This is a genomic window from Agromyces sp. Soil535, from assembly GCF_001428255.1.
Taxonomy (GTDB): domain Bacteria; phylum Actinomycetota; class Actinomycetes; order Actinomycetales; family Microbacteriaceae; genus Agromyces.
Genome location: NZ_LMRW01000028.1, coordinates 108,009 through 124,509 on the forward strand (window position 1 = coordinate 108,009; position 16,501 = coordinate 124,509).

Consider the following 16,501-nt stretch of genomic DNA (forward strand, 5'->3'; position numbering starts at 1 on the left):
ACTGAGTTTCGTATTGCAAAGCCCTCGCGAGACGCGGAGAATTCCCGTATGACGGATGCCGCGACCACGACGAGTGCGCCGCTCGACGCTCCTCGCCGCCGCGAGCTCGCGCTCGCCCTCGTCGCCGAGCGCGGATTCGTGCGGGTCGCGGAGCTCAGCTCCGCGTTCGGCGTCACGACCGTCACGGCGCGTGCCGACCTCGATGCGCTCGAGCGCCAGGGCGCGATCCGCCGCGTGCACGGCGGCGCGGTGCCTGCCTCATCGCTGCTCGAGGCCGAGCGGCCGGATCGCGAGCCGACGTTCGAGGAGGCGCTCGCGGCATCCGTGGAGCCGAAGCGGCTGATCGGCGAGCACGCCGCGTCGCTCGTGCGCAGTGGCCAGAGCATCATCCTCGACGTGGGCACCACGACGCTGCAGATCGCCCGGGCCCTGCGCGCCCGCACCGACGTCGACGACCTCGTGGTGTTCACGAACGGACTCTCCATCGCGCTGGAGCTCGAGGACGAGATCCCGCGGTTCACCGTGGTGGTCACCGGCGGCACGCTCCGCCCGAAGCAGCATTCGCTCGTGCATCCGCTGGCGGGCTCGATGCTCGACGAGGTGCACGTGGATCTCGCGTTCATCGGCTGCAACGGCGTCGACCCCGTGCACGGGGTGACCAACGCGAACCTGCCCGAGGCGTCCGTGAAGTCGCTCATGATGCGCGCCGCCGCGCGCTCGATCGTGGTCGCCGACGGCTCCAAGCTCGGCGAGGTGCACCTCGGCCGCATCGCGCCGATCGACGCGTTCGACGTGCTCGTGACGGATGCCGCAGCGCCGCTGCCGCTCGTCGCCGAGCTCGAGGCCGCAGGGCTCGCGGTGCACCTCGCACGAGACCCTAAGGTGGATCCATGACTCTTCCCACGGGTGAGCAGTTCGTGCTCCAGACGTCGACCGCGAGCGGCGAACTGCAGGCCACCATCACCGCGGTCGCGGCGGGCATCCGCACCCTCAGCATCAACGGCATCGACCTCGTCCCGCCCTACGCCGAAGACCTGGCGCAGCCGATGGGGGCCGGCATCGTGCTCGCCCCGTGGCCGAACCGCATCCGCGACGGCCGCTGGTCCCACGACGGCGTCGAGCGCCAGCTCGCCATCACCGAGCCCGCGCGGAACAACGCGATCCACGGCCTGCTGCGCTATGCCGAGTACAAGCCGATCGCGCGCGAACGCGACTCGGTCACCCTCTCGGCCACGATCTACCCGCAGCTCGGCTACCCGTTCCTGCTCGGCACCGCGGTGCACTACGAGCTCGTCGCCGACGGGCTGCAGGTCACCCACTACGTGGAGAACCTCGGCGTCGACGCGGCGCCCGTGGCCATCGGCTCCCACCCGTACCTCAAGATCGGCGGCGTGCCGACGGCCGACCTCACGCTCCGCCTCGACGCGGCGAGCCACATCGAGGTCGACGACCGCCTGCTGCCGACCGGCGAGGTGCCCGTCGACGACACCGAATGGGACTTCCGTGAGGGGCGGCGGGTCGGCGAGGTCGACCTCGACGACGCCTTCGGCGAGCTCGCCAGCGAAGACGGACAGGTGCTGCACACGCTCACGGCACCTGACGGCCGAAGCGTGTCGATCTGGGCCGACGACGAGTTCGACTACGTCCAGGTGTTCACCACGCGTGAGTTCCCCGGCGAGGACGGCGACGTCGCCATCGCCGTCGAGCCGATGACGGCGCCTGCTGAGGCGTTCAACTCGGGTCGGGGCCTGCGTTGGCTCGGCCCGGGCGAGGAGTGGCAGCTCACCTGGGGCATCCGCTTCGAGGGCTTCAGCGCCGGCTGAAGTCAGCCGACACACGAGCCCGAGTCGACGGGCGCGTCGAGCGCCGGCGCCTGCACCGCGACCGGCGTGAGCGTCGACACCGGGATGGCGTAGCCGACGTTCTCGACCGAGTCGGACTTCGCGAACACCACGCCGCTCACGACGCCGTCGCCGGTCAGCACCGGACCGCCGGAGTTGCCGTGGTCGACGTCGGCCGCGAGCGTCATGATCTCGCGCGTCGACGTGCGGCCCGACTCCTCGATCGTGATCGGGGCGACCGACATCACGCGCGCCGCCCGCAGCTCGAGCGGTCCGCCGAACGGGTAGCCCGCGACGGCCGCGTCGGAGCCGGCCGAGACCTCCGCGATCGCGAGGGGCGGTGTCGCGAGCCCCGACACGGCGATGACGGCGAGGTCGTTCTGGCGGTCGAAGGCCACGACGCGCCCGGTGACGGCCGGCTGGCCCGGAGCCTCGACGATCGGCTCGGTGACGCCCGCGACCACGTGCGCATTCGTGACGATGCGGTTCTCGGCGACCACGAACCCGCTGCCCGAGAGACTGCTGCCGCACTCGAAGGCCGTGCCGGTGATGCGCACCACGGATGCCGCGGCGCGGGCCAGCTCGGCGTCGTCGATGCCGCCCGTCGGCAGTTCGGGTGCCTCCGTCGGGCCGTCGAGCACCTCGACGAGCCATGGGATGCCCTCGCCGAGCGCCGCCGTGCGCAACTCGGCGAGCAGCGTGCGGGCCGGCGCGGGCGTGAGCTGGTCGAGGACCGTGAGCACCCTGGAGCCCGCCACCGCGGGTGAGAGCACGGGCACGCCCATCGCGGAGACGCCCGAGCCGACGAGCGCGACCACGAGGGCGGTGACGAGGAGGTTGCCGATGGCGCCGAGCACGCGATCGACCACTCCGAGCTTCGCCGCCCGCGCGCCATGCCGGAGCGCCCGGCCGACCACGGCGCCGAGCCAGGCGCCGACCGACAGCAGCACGAGGGCCGCGGCGATCGCCACCGGAGCCCGCCACTCTGGCGCCGGGATGAACGAGGCGACCCACGGCATCACGAAGTACGAGGCGATCCCGCCGAGGATGAGGCCCACGAGGCCGGCGGCGGTGCGCAGGAGGCCGGCTCGATACCCGTTGACGACCGCGCCGATGAACACGAGCACGAGCAGCACGTCGAGCACCAGGCTCCAGCCCATGTTCGCTCCGTTTCCGTCGTGTCGGGTCGCGCGCCTCCGTCCTGTCCGGGACGCGCGTCGCGGACGTCCAGCCTGCGGCATCCGCCTTCGAGACTGCTGCAAGCGGCACGTCGCAGCAATCGGATCCGCCCTCGGCTGCGAATCACCGATGACCGAGAAAGCAGGAGGCCCCGTGATCACCCTTGGCACTCGTCCTCCGACGGCGGGCGCACCGTCCCGCGCGTCGCCGCGTGGAATGCTGCGGCACGATGGCCCTGACCTGCCATGCTTGGACGCGTGGCAGACGACGGCGGCGACCGCTCGCCGGCGTCGCGTCCGACCGTCGACGAGCTGCTCGGGCGGGTCGGGCGCGGCGACCGCGCGGCGTTCGGCGCGCTCTACGACGAGACCTCGCCGCGTGTCTTCGGCCTCGTCCGCCGCCTCATCGTCGACCCGGCGCAGGCCGAGGAGGTGACGCAGGACGTGTACCTCGAGATCTGGCAGACGGCCGCCCGCTTCGACGCCGCCAAGGGCAGCGGCGTCGCGTGGATGTTCACGCTGGCGCACCGTCGGGCCGTCGACCGCATCCGGTCGGCCCAGGCTGCGCGCGACCGCGAGCTGCGCATCGGCATCCGCGACCTCGACGTGCCCGTGGACACCGTCGCGGAGGCGGCCGAGACGAGCATCGAGTACGAACGCGTGCAGGGCGCGCTCGGCGAGCTCACCGACCTGCAACGCGAGTGCGTCGCGCTCGCCTACTACGGCGGGCTCGCCCAGAGCGAGATCGCCGAGCGTCTCGACGTGCCGCTCGGCACGGTGAAGACGCGATTGCGCGACGGGATGATCCGCCTGAGGATCGCGTTGGGGGTGACGACATGACCGGTCGCAACGGCCACGACGAGGAGCTCGATCGCGAGCGGCGCGACGCCGACGCGCGTGCCGGCGTGCCGTCCTCGGTCGAGGCGCTCCACGGGCTCGCGGCCGCCTACGCACTCGACGCACTCGACGCCGACGAGCAGGCCGAGTTCGAGCGCGGCCTCGCCACGTCGCCCGAACTCCGCGGCGAGGTCGACGCCTACGCCGTGACCGCCGCGCATCTCGCGGAGCTCGCCGAACCGGTGGCCCCTCCGTCGTCGCTGCGCGACCGGCTCATGGCCGGGCTCGACGACGCGTCCCGTCTCCCGGCATCGGATGCCGCGCCCGCCGGTCCCGCGGAGTCCGCCGCACGCCGCCGCTGGTTCCGGCGCACCGGCCCGATCATCGCCGCGGCCGCGGCTGCGGTCGTCCTGATCGCCGGCGTCGTCGTCGGTGTCGGATGGCCGGGGCCCAACGGCTGGGGAGCGCAGCGCGAGATGGCGGCGATCGCGTCCGCTCCCGACGCGCAGACGCAGACGCACGAGGTCGCGGGTGGCGGCGACGTCACGCTCGTCTCGTCGGCTGAGCAGGGCCGCTCGGCGGTCGTCGTGGAGGGCCTGCCCGACGTCGGCGCCGACCTCACGTACGAGCTCTGGTACATCGACGATGCCGGCGCCTCCTCGGCCGGTACGTTCGATGTCTCTGGCGACGATGCGTGGCGGATCCTCGACGGCTCGTTCACGCCGGGCGTCGCGGTCGGGATCACCGTCGAACCTGCCGGCGGTTCGCCGCAACCCACGACCGAACCCATCGTGGTCATCCCCACGTAGTCGGGAGTGCACAACGGCGCGTGCACGTCGTCGCGCGTCGGTTATGGTCTGAGGTGCCCGTCGACACGGCGCCGGGCCAGCACACGACGAGGAGTGACGGATGCGCGTCGGGATGTTCCTGAACTACGCGGGCGGATTCCGCGAGGTCGCCGACGAGGTCGCCGAGCTCGAGCGCGCGGGCGTCGACCTCATCGCGGTGCCCGAGGCCTACTCCTTCGACGCGATCAGCCAGCTCGGCTTCCTCGCGGCGCGCACGTCGACCATCACGCTCGCCTCCGGCATCCTGCAGATCTACACGCGAACCCCCACGCTCACGGCGATGACGGCGGCGGGCCTCGACTACGTCTCCGACGGCCGCTTCGAGCTCGGCATCGGGGCATCCGGACCGCAGGTCATCGAGGGCTTCCACGGCGTGCGCTACGACGCGCCGCTCGCCCGCACCCGCGAGATCGTGGAGATCTGCCGCATGACCTGGCGGCGCGAGCGCGTCGTGCACCAGGGCGCGAAGTACCACATCCCGCTTCCTGAGGGTGAGGGCACCGGCCTCGGCAAGCCGCTGAAGCTCATCAACCACCCGGTGCGCGAGCGCATCCCGATCACGATCGCGTCGCTCGGCCCGAAGTCCGTGGAGCAGACCGCCGAGATCGCCGACGGCTGGCTGCCGATGTTCTTCCACCCGGAGCGCGCAGCAGAGGTCTGGGGCGACGCGCTCGCCGCCGGCACCGCGAAGCGCACGGCCGACCTCGGGCCCCTCGACGTGTTCGCGAGTCCCGCGCTGGCGATCACCGATCACCCCGAGGCCGTGCTGTCGCTCGTGAAACCGCAGCTCGCGCTCTACGTCGGCGGCATGGGTGCACGCGGCAAGAACTTCTACAACGACCTCATCGCGAGCTACGGGTTCGAGGCGGAGGCGGCGCGCATCCAGGACCTCTACCTCGAAGGGCGCAAGGACGAGGCGATCGCCGCGGTGCCCGACGAGCTCGTGCGGGCAGTGTCGCTCATCGGTCCAGGGTCGTACGTCGCCGAACGCGTCGCCGCGTTCCGCGCGGCCGGCGTCACCACGCTCACCGTCACGCCGCTCGCACGGAACTCCGCCGAGCGGATCGCCCTGATGTCGGGGTTCCGCGCCCTCGTCGGCTGAGACACTGCCGTACCCCAAAACGGGGCAAAGCACTGGTGCGCGTGCCCGGCCGCCATTAGCGTGAGTGTCACCCGTACGATGTGGTGCGGGAAGGGGAACCTGGGGAGGAGCCGCCGTGGCGGGAACGTTCGAGCCCTACGAGGATGCAGGGGTACCCGAGTAGCTCGAACGCCCGTCCAGCGGTGCCCGGTCGAACGCCGGTCAGTCCACGTGGGACGTGCGCTCGAGACGCACCGAGATCGCCTCGACGGCGGCCTCGATCGTGGGGTGGCTGTAGACGGCGCCGGGGTGCGGGCGCATCCAGAGCATCTCGAACTCCCCGTCCATGTCCTGCAGGTATCCCACGATGCGGCGGATGTCGCCGGCCTCGAAGCGGTCGTCGCACACGCGCCAGGCGTTGGCGCTGAGCGGGGTCAACTCCACGCGGGAGCGAGTGGTCGTGTCGTATCGGGCGGGCATCTCGCACCATTCCCCATCGAATCCGGTCTACGCGCTACGTATGGACCGGGACCGGCCGACACGTCCTGGGATGCGCGTGGTGCGCAGTGCCGGCCGGCCCGGCCGGCCTCTCCGGGTCGCTCGCGACCCGTGAGACCAGTCTTACGCCGAGCGGGCCCCGGCCGGTAGGCCCTTGACAGCCGGAGGTCGATCGTGCATTCGACCGAGCGGTGGTGCCCCCACAGGGACTCGAACCCTGGACCCACGGATTAACCTGCTGCACTGAGTTTCCCCAGCCACCGCGCTGCGGCTTGCAGTCTGGACTATATCTTCACCTTCGACTCCCTCGGTCAGGTGCGCCGCGTGTAGTCTCTGAGGTTCCCTTGCGGTTACCTGCTGATTGCCCAATCCCTCGGATTTTCACTGCCCGTGACGGGCGAGTACCTCAGGCTCTCAGGGTGTCCCAGCATATAGCGGCGTTCATCCAGCGCATTTCTGCACTGGCGCTCCATTTGTTGTTGAAGTCCGTTGCTCTAACCAACTGAGCTATAGGGGCGTTGATTACACTAACAGGCCGCGCCCATCGTCGAGGTTGACAGAGGTCTTTCGGAGTCGAGACTGCCGTGTCACACGTGCGATCTAGCATCGTCGATGTGAAGACGTGCTCCACGTGCCGAAGGTCACTCGATTACTCGGAGTTCAACGCACGCGCTGCTTCCCCCGACGGTCATCAGTCGGTCTGTCGAGACTGCAACAAGGCCCGCTCGAAGCGCTATTACGCTGAGAACGTAGAGAAGCACCGGAAGGCCGTCGCCGCACAAGTCGCGAAGACGCGCGCCGCTCATATCAAGCGAATCGGAGAGTACCTGCTCGACCATTCCTGCGTCGATTGCGGCGAGCGCGACATCCGCGTTCTCGACTTCGATCATCGCGGTGGCACCGAGAAGTCGGCCGAGGTGATGAAACTCGCGAAGGCGGCGTACTCGTGGGCGCGCGTCAGCGCCGAGATCGCGAAGTGCGACGTGCGCTGCCGCAATTGCCATGCCAGGGTCACCTACGAGCGCATGGGCGATGACTGGCGCACGGCGCTCATGCTTCGCGTGCACAGCACCAGAGAGTAGCCTTTCCGGGATGGCTTCTGATTACCACCGACCCACGCGCTTCCCGCCCGGCATGTTCGAGGGCTTCCTCGGGGCGGAGGATCCGGCGCACCTGAGCCGCGTCGCACACGACACCGCCGCGGCGATCCTGTCGCGCGTGCGGGCCGACCCCGACCCGGCCGTCGTCGCCCGACTCGTCACGTACACCGACGAACACGGCATCGACGCGATCGCCGAGCTGTGGTCGCACGCGTCGGCCAAGAGCCTGCCCGGCGCCCTCTGGCGGGTCTACCTGCTGCGCACGCTGATCCGGCAGGACCCGCTCGGGGTGAGCCTCGCGTTCCAGCGCGGCACCGAGGTGTCGCACACCATCGACCAGGTCGTCGCGGGCGCACCCGTGCCGGCCGGTCCCGCGGAGGTGCAGGAGCTCGCCGACCGCATCCTGCAGGGAGTGTTCGCCGGCGACTTCGCCGTCGCCCTCGAGCGGGCGGCCGCGTTCGCACGGGTGGTCGCGGCGGGCTTCGCGAGCCTCGCCGACGATGCGGATGCCTCGGACGCCGTCCACCCCGATCGGCCCGGCGAGCTCACGCAGCGCGCACTGCGCCTCACGCAGCTCGCCGACGAGTTCGCGTCGTGCGCGCGGCTCTGGCGCCGCGACTCGCTCGATTGAGCCCCGGGGGCGGGAATGAACCACCCCCGCGCCTCGTTTAGACTGGGTGTGCCGGGCCGCAGTAACCCCGGGCTCCAATATTCGCCGCTCCGAGCGGCCTCGCGCCGAGAGGCGTTCTGCGGCCCGGTATTCTCATGCCCGGTATTCTCATGCCCGGTGCGCTCTGGTCCGTCCGCGGCGGAGCCGATGGGCGCTCCGTCCCTCGACGTGCGTGACCGATCCGCCGCTCCGCGCCGCGTAGCATCGGAGCATGCCCGAGACCCTCACGCTCCTCATCGAACCCCTGCCCGCCGACGCGACCGGCACGAGGCTCGACGAGACGTTCCGCGAGGTCGACGCCTCGGCGCCTGCGCTCCGGGTGGGGGAGCTGTCGACCCAGCGCGGCGACGGCATCTTCGAGACCGTCGGCGTGGTCGACGGGCACGCGCAGGAGGCGCGCCCGCACCTCGAGCGGCTGCGCAACTCGGCGCGCATCTGCGAGCTGCCCGAGCCGAACCTGCCGCAGTGGGAGGCCGCGATCGCACGCGCCGTCGCGGCGCTCCCGGCGACGGGGGAGTTCGCGCTGAAGCTCGTGCTGAGCAGGGGCGTCGAGCACGGGCCGGCGCCGACGGCCTGGCTGCACGTCGAGCGCGCCGCGGACTTCAGCGAGGCGCGGGAGCGCGGCATCCGAGTGGTGACGCTCGACCGCGGCTACGCCCGCGGCACCGCCGAGCGCGCGCCCTGGCTCCTGATGGGCGCGAAGACCCTGAGCTACGCGGTGAACATGGCGGCGCTCCGCGAGGCGAAGCGCCGCGGAGCCGACGACACGATCTTCGTCACGAGCGACGGCTACGTCATGGAGGGGCCGACGTCGAGTGTCATCCTGCGCCACGGCGAAGCCTGGTCGACTCCCGCGCCCTCGGGTGCGATCCTGCACGGCACGACCCAGAAGAGCCTCTTCGAGCACCTCGAGGCATCCGGTCGCCGCGCCGAGTACCGCGACATCCCGGTGGCCGAGCTCGAGACGGCGGATGCCGCGTGGCTCGTGTCCAGCGTGCGGCTCGCGGCCGGCATCACCGAGCTCGACGGCCGTCCGGTGCCCTTTGACGCCGACGAGACGCGCGAGCTCAACGCGTACCTGCTCAGCCCCCGCGACTGACGATCAGCCGAAGCGGCCCGAGACGTAGTCCTCGGTGGCCTTCACCGACGGGTTCGAGAAGATCGCCGTGGTGTCGTCGTACTCGATGAGGTTGCCGGGCTTGCCGGTGCCCGCGATGTTGAAGAACGCCGTCCGGTCGGAGACCCGGCTCGCCTGCTGCATGTTGTGGGTCACGATGACGATCGTGTACTGCAGCTTCAGCTCCTCGATGAGGTCCTCGATCGCGAGCGTCGAGATGGGGTCGAGCGCGGAGCACGGCTCGTCCATGAGGATCACCTCGGGGGCCACCGCGATCGCGCGGGCGATGCAGAGGCGCTGCTGCTGGCCACCCGAGAGGCTGGAGCCGGGACGGTCCAGGCGGTCCTTGACCTCGTTCCAGAGGTTCGCGCCCAGGAGCGACTTCTCGACCAGGCCGTCGGCGTCCGACTTCGAGATGCGCTTGTTGTTGAGCTTCACGCCCGCCAGCACGTTCTCCTTGATCGACATGGTCGGGAACGGGTTCGGCCGCTGGAAGACCATGCCGACCTGGCGGCGAACGAGCACGGGGTCGACCTCGGGGTCGTAGAGGTTGTTGCCGTCGATCAGCACCTCGCCCTCGACGTACGCGCCGGGGATCACCTCGTGCATGCGGTTGAGGGTGCGGAGGAACGTGGACTTGCCGCAACCCGACGGGCCGATGAACGCGGTGACGCTGCGGGGTTCGATCTCGAGGCTCACGCCCTCCACGGCGAGGAACTTGCCGTAGTAGACGTTGAGGTCGCGTACTTCGATGCGCTTGGACACGGATTTCCTTACTGGGGGAGGGTCAGCGGCCGAACTTCGGGGCGAAGAAGCGGGCGACGAGTCGGGCGATCAGGTTCAGCGCCATGACGATCAGGATGAGCGTGAGCGCGGCGGCCCACGCGCGGTCGAGGTAGGCCTCGGGCGGGTTGCCCTGGTTCGCGTACTGCGTGTAGACGAAGACCGGCAGCGACGACATGCGACCGTCGAAGAGGTTCCAGTTCATGCTCTGGGTGAAGCCGGCCGCGATGAGCAGCGGCGCGGTCTCGCCGATGACGCGGGCGATCGAGAGCATGACGCCGGTCGTGATGCCCGCGATCGAGGTGGGGAGCACGACCTTCACGATGGTGAGCCACTTCGGAACGCCGAGCGCGAATGAGGCCTCTCGCAGCTCGTTCGGCACGAGGCGCAGCATCTCCTCGCTCGAGCGCACGACCACGGGGATCATGAGCACCGCGAGGGCGACGGCGCCCGCGATGCCGGTGCGGGTGCCGGGGCCGAGGAAGATCGAGAACAGCGCGTAGGCGAAGAGGCCGGCGACGATCGACGGGATGCCGGTCATGACGTCCACGAGGAACGTGATGCCGCGTGCGAGCTGGCCCCTCCCGTACTCGACGAGGTAGACCGAGGTCATGAGCCCGATCGGGATCGAGATGATCGCCGCCGTGCCCGTCATGAGGAGCGTGCCGACGATGGCGTGCAGCGCGCCGCCGCCCTCGCCGGTCACGTTCCGCATCGAGCTCGTGAAGAACTCGGCGTCGAAGCGGTTGAGCCCGTACGTGATCACCGTGATCGTAAGCGAAATGAGCGGAATCATCGCGAGGACGAAGGCGCCGGTCACGAGCGCGGTGACGAGGCGGTCCATCGCGCGACGGCGACCCTCGACGAGCATCGAGAAGAGCCAGATCGCCGGGATGTACAGGAGCGCCCCGACGAGCAGTGCCGCGCCCCAGTTGAACCCGGCACCGTCCGCGAGTGCCATCACGCCGAAGATAGCCGTCGACACGGCGATGGCTGCCCCCAGGATGATCCATGGTGCAGGCCTCGGCAGGCGGCCCGCCGTGAGCGAGTTCTCGATGGGAGTCGCGGTCGAAGTGGGAGTCTCGGGCTTGGTCGTCATGGTCATCAGTTGGCTCCCGAGAATTCCTTGCGGCGGCTGACGATCCAGCGGGCGATGGCGTTGACCGCGAAGGTCACGATGAAGAGGATGAGGCCGGTCGCGATCAGTACGTTCACGTTCATGCCGTACGCCTCGGGGAAGCTGAGCGCGATGTTCGCGGCGATCGTCGACGGGTTCACCGACGTGAGGAGCTGGAACGTCACGACGCCGGTCGCCGAGAGCACCATGGCGACCGCCATCGTCTCACCGAGGGCGCGGCCGAGGCCGAGCACTGCTGCCGAGACGATGCCGGAGCGACCGAAGGGCAGCACCGCGGTGCGGATCATCTCCCAGCGGGTTGCGCCGAGCGCGAGCGCCGCCTCCTCGTGCAGCACGGGCGTCTGCAGGAAGACCTCGCGGCAGATGGCGGTCATGATCGGCAGCACCATGACCGCGAGCACGATCGCGGCGGTGAGGATCGTGCGGCCGGTGCCGGAGACCGGCCCCGCGAACAGCGGGAACCAGCCGAGGTTGTCGACGAGCCAGGAGTAGACCGGCTGCACGGCCGGGGCCAGCACGCCGATTCCCCAGAGGCCGAACACCACGGACGGCACGGCTGCCAGCAGGTCCACGATGTAGCCGAGCGCCGAGGCGAGGCGTCGCGGAGCGTAGTGCGAGATGAAGAGCGCGATGCCGATGGACACGGGCACCGCCATCAGGAGTGCGAGCAACGCCGCCCACACGGTGCCGAACACGAGCGGGCCCACGTAGGACCAGAAGTTCTCGGGGAGGATCGAGGCGTCCTCGTGGCTCGCGATGAGCGCAGGAAGGCTCTGGACGATGAGGAAGATCGCGACCGCGGCCAGCGTCACGAGGATCATGGACCCGGCGAAGACGGCGGAGCCGGAGAAGACCCGATCGCCCGGGCGCTGCTTCGCCTTGATGGCGGTGGGTGCGGTGCTCATCTGGCGTGATCCTCGGGTTCAGATGGGAGTGGATGGGACACATGGCCGTGCCCGACCCCGTCGCGTTCCATGAGAACTTTCGGGGTCGGGCACGAACCTACTACTGGATCGAGTCGATCGCAGCCGTGACCTGCTCGCGCAGGGCGTCCGAGATCGGCGCGGAGCCGGCGGCCTCGGCCGCGACGTCCTGGCCCTCGGGGCTGGCCATGTACGAGAAGTACGACTTCACGAGCTCGACGTTCTCGTCGTCGTCGTAGTCCTGGCAGCCGATGAGGTAGCTCACGAGCACGATCGGGTAGACGCCGGCCTCCTCGGAGGTGCGGTCGATCTCGATGGCGATGTCGCCCTCGGAGCGGCCTTCGGCCTCGGGCGAGGCGTCGACGATGGCCGCTGCGGCCTCGGGCGAGAACTCGACGAACTCGTCGCCGACCTGCACCGCGACGGTGCCGAGGTCACCGGCGCGCGACGCGTCGGCGTAGCCGATGGTGCCGGTGCCGTTGGTCACCGCGTCGACGACACCCGAGGTGCCCTGGGCGGCCTCTCCGCCCTCGAACGGCCAGACGCCGTCAGCCTCGTACGTCCACACGTCGGGCGCGGCCGCGCCGAGGTAGTCGGTGAAGTTCTCGGTCGTGCCGGAGTCGTCGGAGCGGTGCACCGGCGTGATCGCCAGGTCGGGCAGGGTCGCGTCGGGGTTCAGCGCGACGATGGCCGGGTCGTTCCACTTGGTGATGCTCCCGGCGAAGATGCCCGCGATGGTCGCCGCGTCGAGGTTGAGCGTGTCGACGCCCTCGACGTTGAAGATCACGGCGATCGGCGAGATGTAGAGCGGGAGCTCGACGATGTCGGTGTCCGCGGCGCACTTGGCGAAACCGCCGGCGGCGATCTCCTCGTCGTCGAACGCGCGGTCGGAGCCCGCGAAGTCGCTGGCGCCTTCGAGGAACGTCTCGCGGCCTGCGCCGGAGCCCGAGGGGTCGTAGTCGATCGTGACGTCGGGGTTCGCCGTCTGGAAGCCGGCGATCCAGGCCTGCTGGGCGGCGTCCTGCGAGGACGCGCCGGCGCCGACGAGGTTGCCCGAGAGCGACGAGGCCGACTCCGAGGGGGCGGCGCCGCCCTCGTTCGCAGCACAGGAGCTGAGCGCGATCGCCGCGGTGACGGCGATGACGGCGGGCACGCCGAAACGCTTGAGGTTCACGTGATTCCCTTCCGGGGGTTGGATAGCAGGGTTTGGGGCCGGTGCCGACCCGCCTGCGACGCTAAGACGCGCGCCTTACGAGCTTCCGCCACGACGGTAAACGGGAGGTGAACGAGCGCTGTCGGCTGCGGATGCCGCGGCTGGGAGTCTCCGGGGAGGCGCAGAGGGCATGACGCGCCGAGGGCATGACGAGATGCGTCAGGCCCTCGGCGCGTGCGTCTCGATCGCGATGATGCCGGAGCCCGAGTTCGTTGCCGAGAGGTGCACGACACTGAACGCGCCGGCCTCGAGCCCCGCAGCATCCGTCACGTACGACCCGAGTGGTGTGCCCGTGGCGAGCGCGATCTCGCGGACGATGTCGGGCAGCACCGGGCCGTGGCTGCAGATCACCGCGGACTTGCCGGCGCGCACGCGCTTGCCGACCACGCGCCGCACCTCGTCGTGGCCGGACTCCCACGCGTCCTGGCTGATGCCCACGTCGCGCTTCATGTCGATGCCCGTCGCCGCCGCGAGGGGCGCAACGGTGGTGACGCAGCGCACCGCCGGCGACGACACGATGCGCCTCGGAGCCCAGGCCGTGAGGGTGTCGGCGAGACCCGCCGCCTGCTGCACGCCCCGCTGCACGAGCGGCCTCGCGGCATCCGGCCCCTTCCAGCCGCTGCGCCCGATCGCCTTGCCGTGGCGCACGAGCATCAGCGGAAAGGTGCTCGTGACGCCCTGGTCGACGAGCTTGGCGAAGTTGTCGAGGATCTCGACGTCGGGCTCGTAGCTGAGGTAGCCGCGCGCCCGCTTCACGGTGACCCACTCGAGCGCCGCGATCTCGGCGTTCGGCTTGAACGTCGACCGTTGCACGGCCTTCTCGCTCACCTCCGCTGCCCAGTAGTGCACGATCTTCTCGCGACCGCTCGGCAGCGGGTAGCGGGAGACGCCGAGCGGAACCCCCAGCGAGACCTCGAGTCCCGTCTCCTCGGCGATCTCGCGCACCGCGGTGCGCGGCAACGACTCGCCTGGGTCCACCTTGCCCTTGGGGATGGTGACGTCGCCGTACACCGTTCGGTGGACCACCAGCACGTGCACCTTGCCGTCGATGAGCCGCCAGCAGACCGCGCCGGCAGCGTAGATCGCCGTCGTCAACGCCGCGTCCCCGTACGGGTGCGCTGTCCGATCCGCTGCATGAGCCTGGCCTGCATGTCCTCGAGCGGATGCCCGGCCTCGTCGACCGAGCGCCGGGTCCACTCGCCCTCGCCGTGGAGATGCCACGAGCTCGTGCGGTCGTCCATCGCCTGTTCGAACAGCGCGCCGATCTCGACGAGGTGGCCGGGATCGGTGAGGCGCACGAGCGCCTCGACCCGGCGGTCGAGGTTGCGGTGCATCATGTCGGCCGAGCCGATGTACACCTGCGGGTCGCCGTCGTTGAGGAACCAGAAGATGCGCGAGTGCTCGAGGTACCGCCCGAGGATCGAACGCACCCTGATGTTCTCGCTGAGTCCCTCGATGCCCGGGCGCATGCTGCAGATGCCGCGCACCCACACGTCCACGGGGACGCCGGCGTTCGAGGCGCGATAGAGCGCGTCGATGATCGCCTCGTCGACGATGGAGTTCACCTTGATCCGGATGCCGCTCGGCCGGCCGGCCTCCGCATTGCGCGTCTCGGTGGCGATCAGCTTGAGCAGCCCCTTGCGCAGGTGCAGCGGGGCGACGAGGAGGCGCTTGAACTTCTTCTCGATCGCATAGCCCGAGAGCTCGTTGAACAGCCGCGTGAGGTCCTTGCCGACCTGGTCGTCGGCGGTCAGGAGGCCCAGGTCCTCGTAGATGCGACTGGTCTTCGGGTTGTAGTTGCCCGTGCCGATGTGGCTGTAGTGCCGCAGGCCGCCCTTCTCCTGGCGGATGACGAGCGCGAGCTTGCAGTGGGTCTTCAGGCCCACGAGGCCGTAGACCACGTGCACGCCCGCCTTCTCGAGCTTGCGCGCCCAGCTGATGTTCGCCTGCTCGTCGAATCGCGCCTTGATCTCGACGAGGGCGAGCACCTGCTTTCCCGACTCCGCGGCATCGATGAGGGACTCGACGATCGGGCTCTGGCCCGACGTGCGGTAGAGCGTCTGCTTGATGGCGAGCACGTCGGGGTCGGCCGCCGCCTGCTCGAGGAACGCCTGCACGCTCGTCGCGAACGACTCGTAGGGGTGGTGCAGCAGCACGTCCTGGCGTGAGGCCGCGGCGAAGACGTCGGCGCTGAGGTTCGACTCCGACGGCAGCAGCTGCGGTGCGGTGGTCGGCACGTGCGTGGGGTAGTGCAGCTCGGGACGGTCGAGGCGAGCGAGGTCGAACAGGCCGCCGAGGTCGAGCGGCGCCGGCAGCCGGTAGACCTCCTGCTCGGTGACGTCGAGCTCGCGCACGAGCAGGCCGAGGGTCACCTCGTCCATGTCGTCCGAGATCTCGAGCCGGATGGGCGGGCCGAACCGGCGCCGCAGGAGCTCCTTCTCGAGGGCCTTGATGAGGTTCTCGGTCTCGTCCTCCTCGATCTCGACGTCTTCATTGCGCGTGACGCGGAAGACGTGGTGCTCCACGATCTCCATGCCGGGGAAGAGGTCGCCGAGGTGGTTCGCGATGAGCTCCTCGAGCGTGATGTAGCGGGCGTGCTCGATCGACTCGTCGGGGTCGACCCGCACGAACCGCGGCAGCATCTGCGGCACCTTCACGCGGGCGAACTCCTGGCGGCCGGTGCGGCTGTTGCGCACGCGCACCGACAGGTTGAGCGAGAGCCCCGAGATGTACGGGAACGGATGCGCCGGGTCGACGGCGAGCGGCATCAGCACGGGGAAGATCCGCCGTGAGAAGTAGTCGTGGAGGTGCTCGACCTCGCCCTCGCCGAGCTCGGACCACGTCACGATTCGGATTCCGGCTTCGGCGAGCGCGGGCTTCACGAACTCCTGGTACACCGCCGCATGCCGTTCCTGCAGTTCGTGCGCCTTCTTCGAGATGTCGCTCAGCACGTCGAGCGGCGCCCGCCCCACGTTGGTGGGCACGGCGAGGCCCGTGACGATGCGGCGCTTCAGGCCGGCGACGCGCACCATGAAGAACTCGTCGAGGTTCGACGCGAAGATCGCGAGGAAGTTCGCCCGTTCGAGCACGGGCAGGCGCGGATCCTCGGCGAGCTCCAGCACCCGCTGGTTGAAGGCCAGCCAACTGAGCTCGCGGTCGAGATAGCGCTCGGCCAGGAGCTCGGGCGCACCTTCGATGTCGAACGGCTCGAAGTCGTCGTCGAAGTCGCTCGCGGTGCGGTCTTCGTCGAGGGCGCTGTCGGTCATCCCCTCAT

Annotated in this window: 16 protein-coding genes; 8 read left to right on the plus strand and 8 right to left on the minus strand. The window is 69.9% G+C overall.

The annotated features are described in order from the left end of the window. Positions 1–48 precede the first annotated feature (48 nt). Together ASG80_RS21185 and ASG80_RS21190 are read left to right on the plus strand one after the other, a co-directional pair. Complete coding sequence (locus tag ASG80_RS21185) at positions 49–894, plus strand: DeoR/GlpR family DNA-binding transcription regulator (RefSeq protein WP_056734493.1); 846 nt, start codon at positions 49–51, stop codon at positions 892–894. Next, entirely contained in the window at positions 891–1,823 is a 933-nt protein-coding gene (locus ASG80_RS21190) for an aldose 1-epimerase family protein (protein WP_056734498.1), read from the plus strand. Before ASG80_RS21185 ends, ASG80_RS21190 begins: the two co-directional genes overlap by 4 nt. Positions 1,824–1,825: 2 nt before the next feature. Here the strand turns inward: ASG80_RS21190 and ASG80_RS21195 are convergent, their stop codons facing one another. After that, positions 1,826–3,001, minus strand: a complete 1,176-nt coding sequence (locus ASG80_RS21195) for a MarP family serine protease (protein ID WP_056734499.1) — start codon at positions 2,999–3,001, stop codon at positions 1,826–1,828. A 264-nt stretch (positions 3,002–3,265) separates the two neighbouring features. Here ASG80_RS21195 and sigK point away from each other — a divergent pair, with 264 nt between their 5' ends. The 3 genes from sigK to ASG80_RS21210 all read left to right on the plus strand — a co-directional run bounded on the left by sigK (position 3,266) and on the right by ASG80_RS21210 (position 5,806). Further along, the gene (sigK, locus tag ASG80_RS21200; protein ID WP_056734502.1) at positions 3,266–3,859 is read left to right on the plus strand and encodes an ECF RNA polymerase sigma factor SigK; all 594 of its coding nucleotides are present in this window, start codon (positions 3,266–3,268) and stop codon (positions 3,857–3,859) included. Then, a complete protein-coding gene (locus ASG80_RS21205; RefSeq protein WP_056734504.1) occupies positions 3,856–4,665 on the plus strand; it encodes an anti-sigma factor in 810 nt (269 codons plus the stop codon). The genes sigK and ASG80_RS21205 overlap by 4 nt, the downstream gene beginning before the upstream one ends. Positions 4,666–4,765: 100 nt before the next feature. Then, entirely contained in the window at positions 4,766–5,806 is a 1,041-nt protein-coding gene (locus ASG80_RS21210; RefSeq protein ID WP_056734506.1) for an LLM class F420-dependent oxidoreductase, read from the plus strand. A 201-nt stretch (positions 5,807–6,007) separates the two neighbouring features. Here the strand turns inward: ASG80_RS21210 and ASG80_RS21215 are convergent, their stop codons facing one another. Next, the gene (locus ASG80_RS21215) at positions 6,008–6,265 is read right to left on the minus strand and encodes a hypothetical protein (protein WP_056734508.1); all 258 of its coding nucleotides are present in this window, start codon (positions 6,263–6,265) and stop codon (positions 6,008–6,010) included. 632 nt (positions 6,266–6,897) lie between these two features. Between ASG80_RS21215 and ASG80_RS21220 the strand changes: the two genes are divergently transcribed. The 3 genes from ASG80_RS21220 to ASG80_RS21230 all read left to right on the plus strand — a co-directional run bounded on the left by ASG80_RS21220 (position 6,898) and on the right by ASG80_RS21230 (position 9,152). Beyond that, on the plus strand, positions 6,898–7,365 hold the full coding sequence (locus ASG80_RS21220) for a hypothetical protein (protein ID WP_156402004.1): 468 nt from the start codon (positions 6,898–6,900) through the stop codon (positions 7,363–7,365). A gap of 10 nt (positions 7,366–7,375) precedes the next feature. Then, on the plus strand, positions 7,376–8,014 hold the full coding sequence (locus tag ASG80_RS21225) for a hypothetical protein (RefSeq protein ID WP_056734511.1): 639 nt from the start codon (positions 7,376–7,378) through the stop codon (positions 8,012–8,014). Between the two features lie 250 nt (positions 8,015–8,264). Further along, positions 8,265–9,152 carry an aminodeoxychorismate lyase gene (locus ASG80_RS21230; RefSeq protein ID WP_056734512.1) on the plus strand — a complete coding sequence of 296 codons (888 nt, stop codon included), beginning with the start codon at positions 8,265–8,267 and terminating at the stop codon, positions 9,150–9,152. 3 nt (positions 9,153–9,155) lie between these two features. On the opposite strand, the gene pstB is transcribed toward ASG80_RS21230, so the two are convergent. From pstB to ASG80_RS21260, 6 genes are all read right to left on the minus strand, one after another. Continuing rightward, positions 9,156–9,935 carry a phosphate ABC transporter ATP-binding protein PstB gene (pstB, locus tag ASG80_RS21235; RefSeq protein WP_056734513.1) on the minus strand — a complete coding sequence of 260 codons (780 nt, stop codon included), beginning with the start codon at positions 9,933–9,935 and terminating at the stop codon, positions 9,156–9,158. Between the two features lie 22 nt (positions 9,936–9,957). Then, a complete protein-coding gene (gene pstA, locus ASG80_RS21240; RefSeq protein ID WP_200952652.1) occupies positions 9,958–11,058 on the minus strand; it encodes a phosphate ABC transporter permease PstA in 1,101 nt (366 codons plus the stop codon). Then, entirely contained in the window at positions 11,058–11,996 is a 939-nt protein-coding gene (gene pstC, locus ASG80_RS21245; RefSeq protein ID WP_056734514.1) for a phosphate ABC transporter permease subunit PstC, read from the minus strand. The genes pstA and pstC overlap by 1 nt, the downstream gene beginning before the upstream one ends. 100 nt (positions 11,997–12,096) lie before the next feature. Next, the gene (gene pstS, locus ASG80_RS21250; protein ID WP_056734515.1) at positions 12,097–13,188 is read right to left on the minus strand and encodes a phosphate ABC transporter substrate-binding protein PstS; all 1,092 of its coding nucleotides are present in this window, start codon (positions 13,186–13,188) and stop codon (positions 12,097–12,099) included. Positions 13,189–13,386: 198 nt separating this feature from the next. Further along, entirely contained in the window at positions 13,387–14,322 is a 936-nt protein-coding gene (locus tag ASG80_RS21255; RefSeq protein ID WP_056734517.1) for an NUDIX hydrolase, read from the minus strand. After that, entirely contained in the window at positions 14,319–16,493 is a 2,175-nt protein-coding gene (locus tag ASG80_RS21260; protein WP_056734519.1) for an RNA degradosome polyphosphate kinase, read from the minus strand. The genes ASG80_RS21255 and ASG80_RS21260 overlap by 4 nt, the downstream gene beginning before the upstream one ends. Positions 16,494–16,501 lie beyond the last annotated feature (8 nt).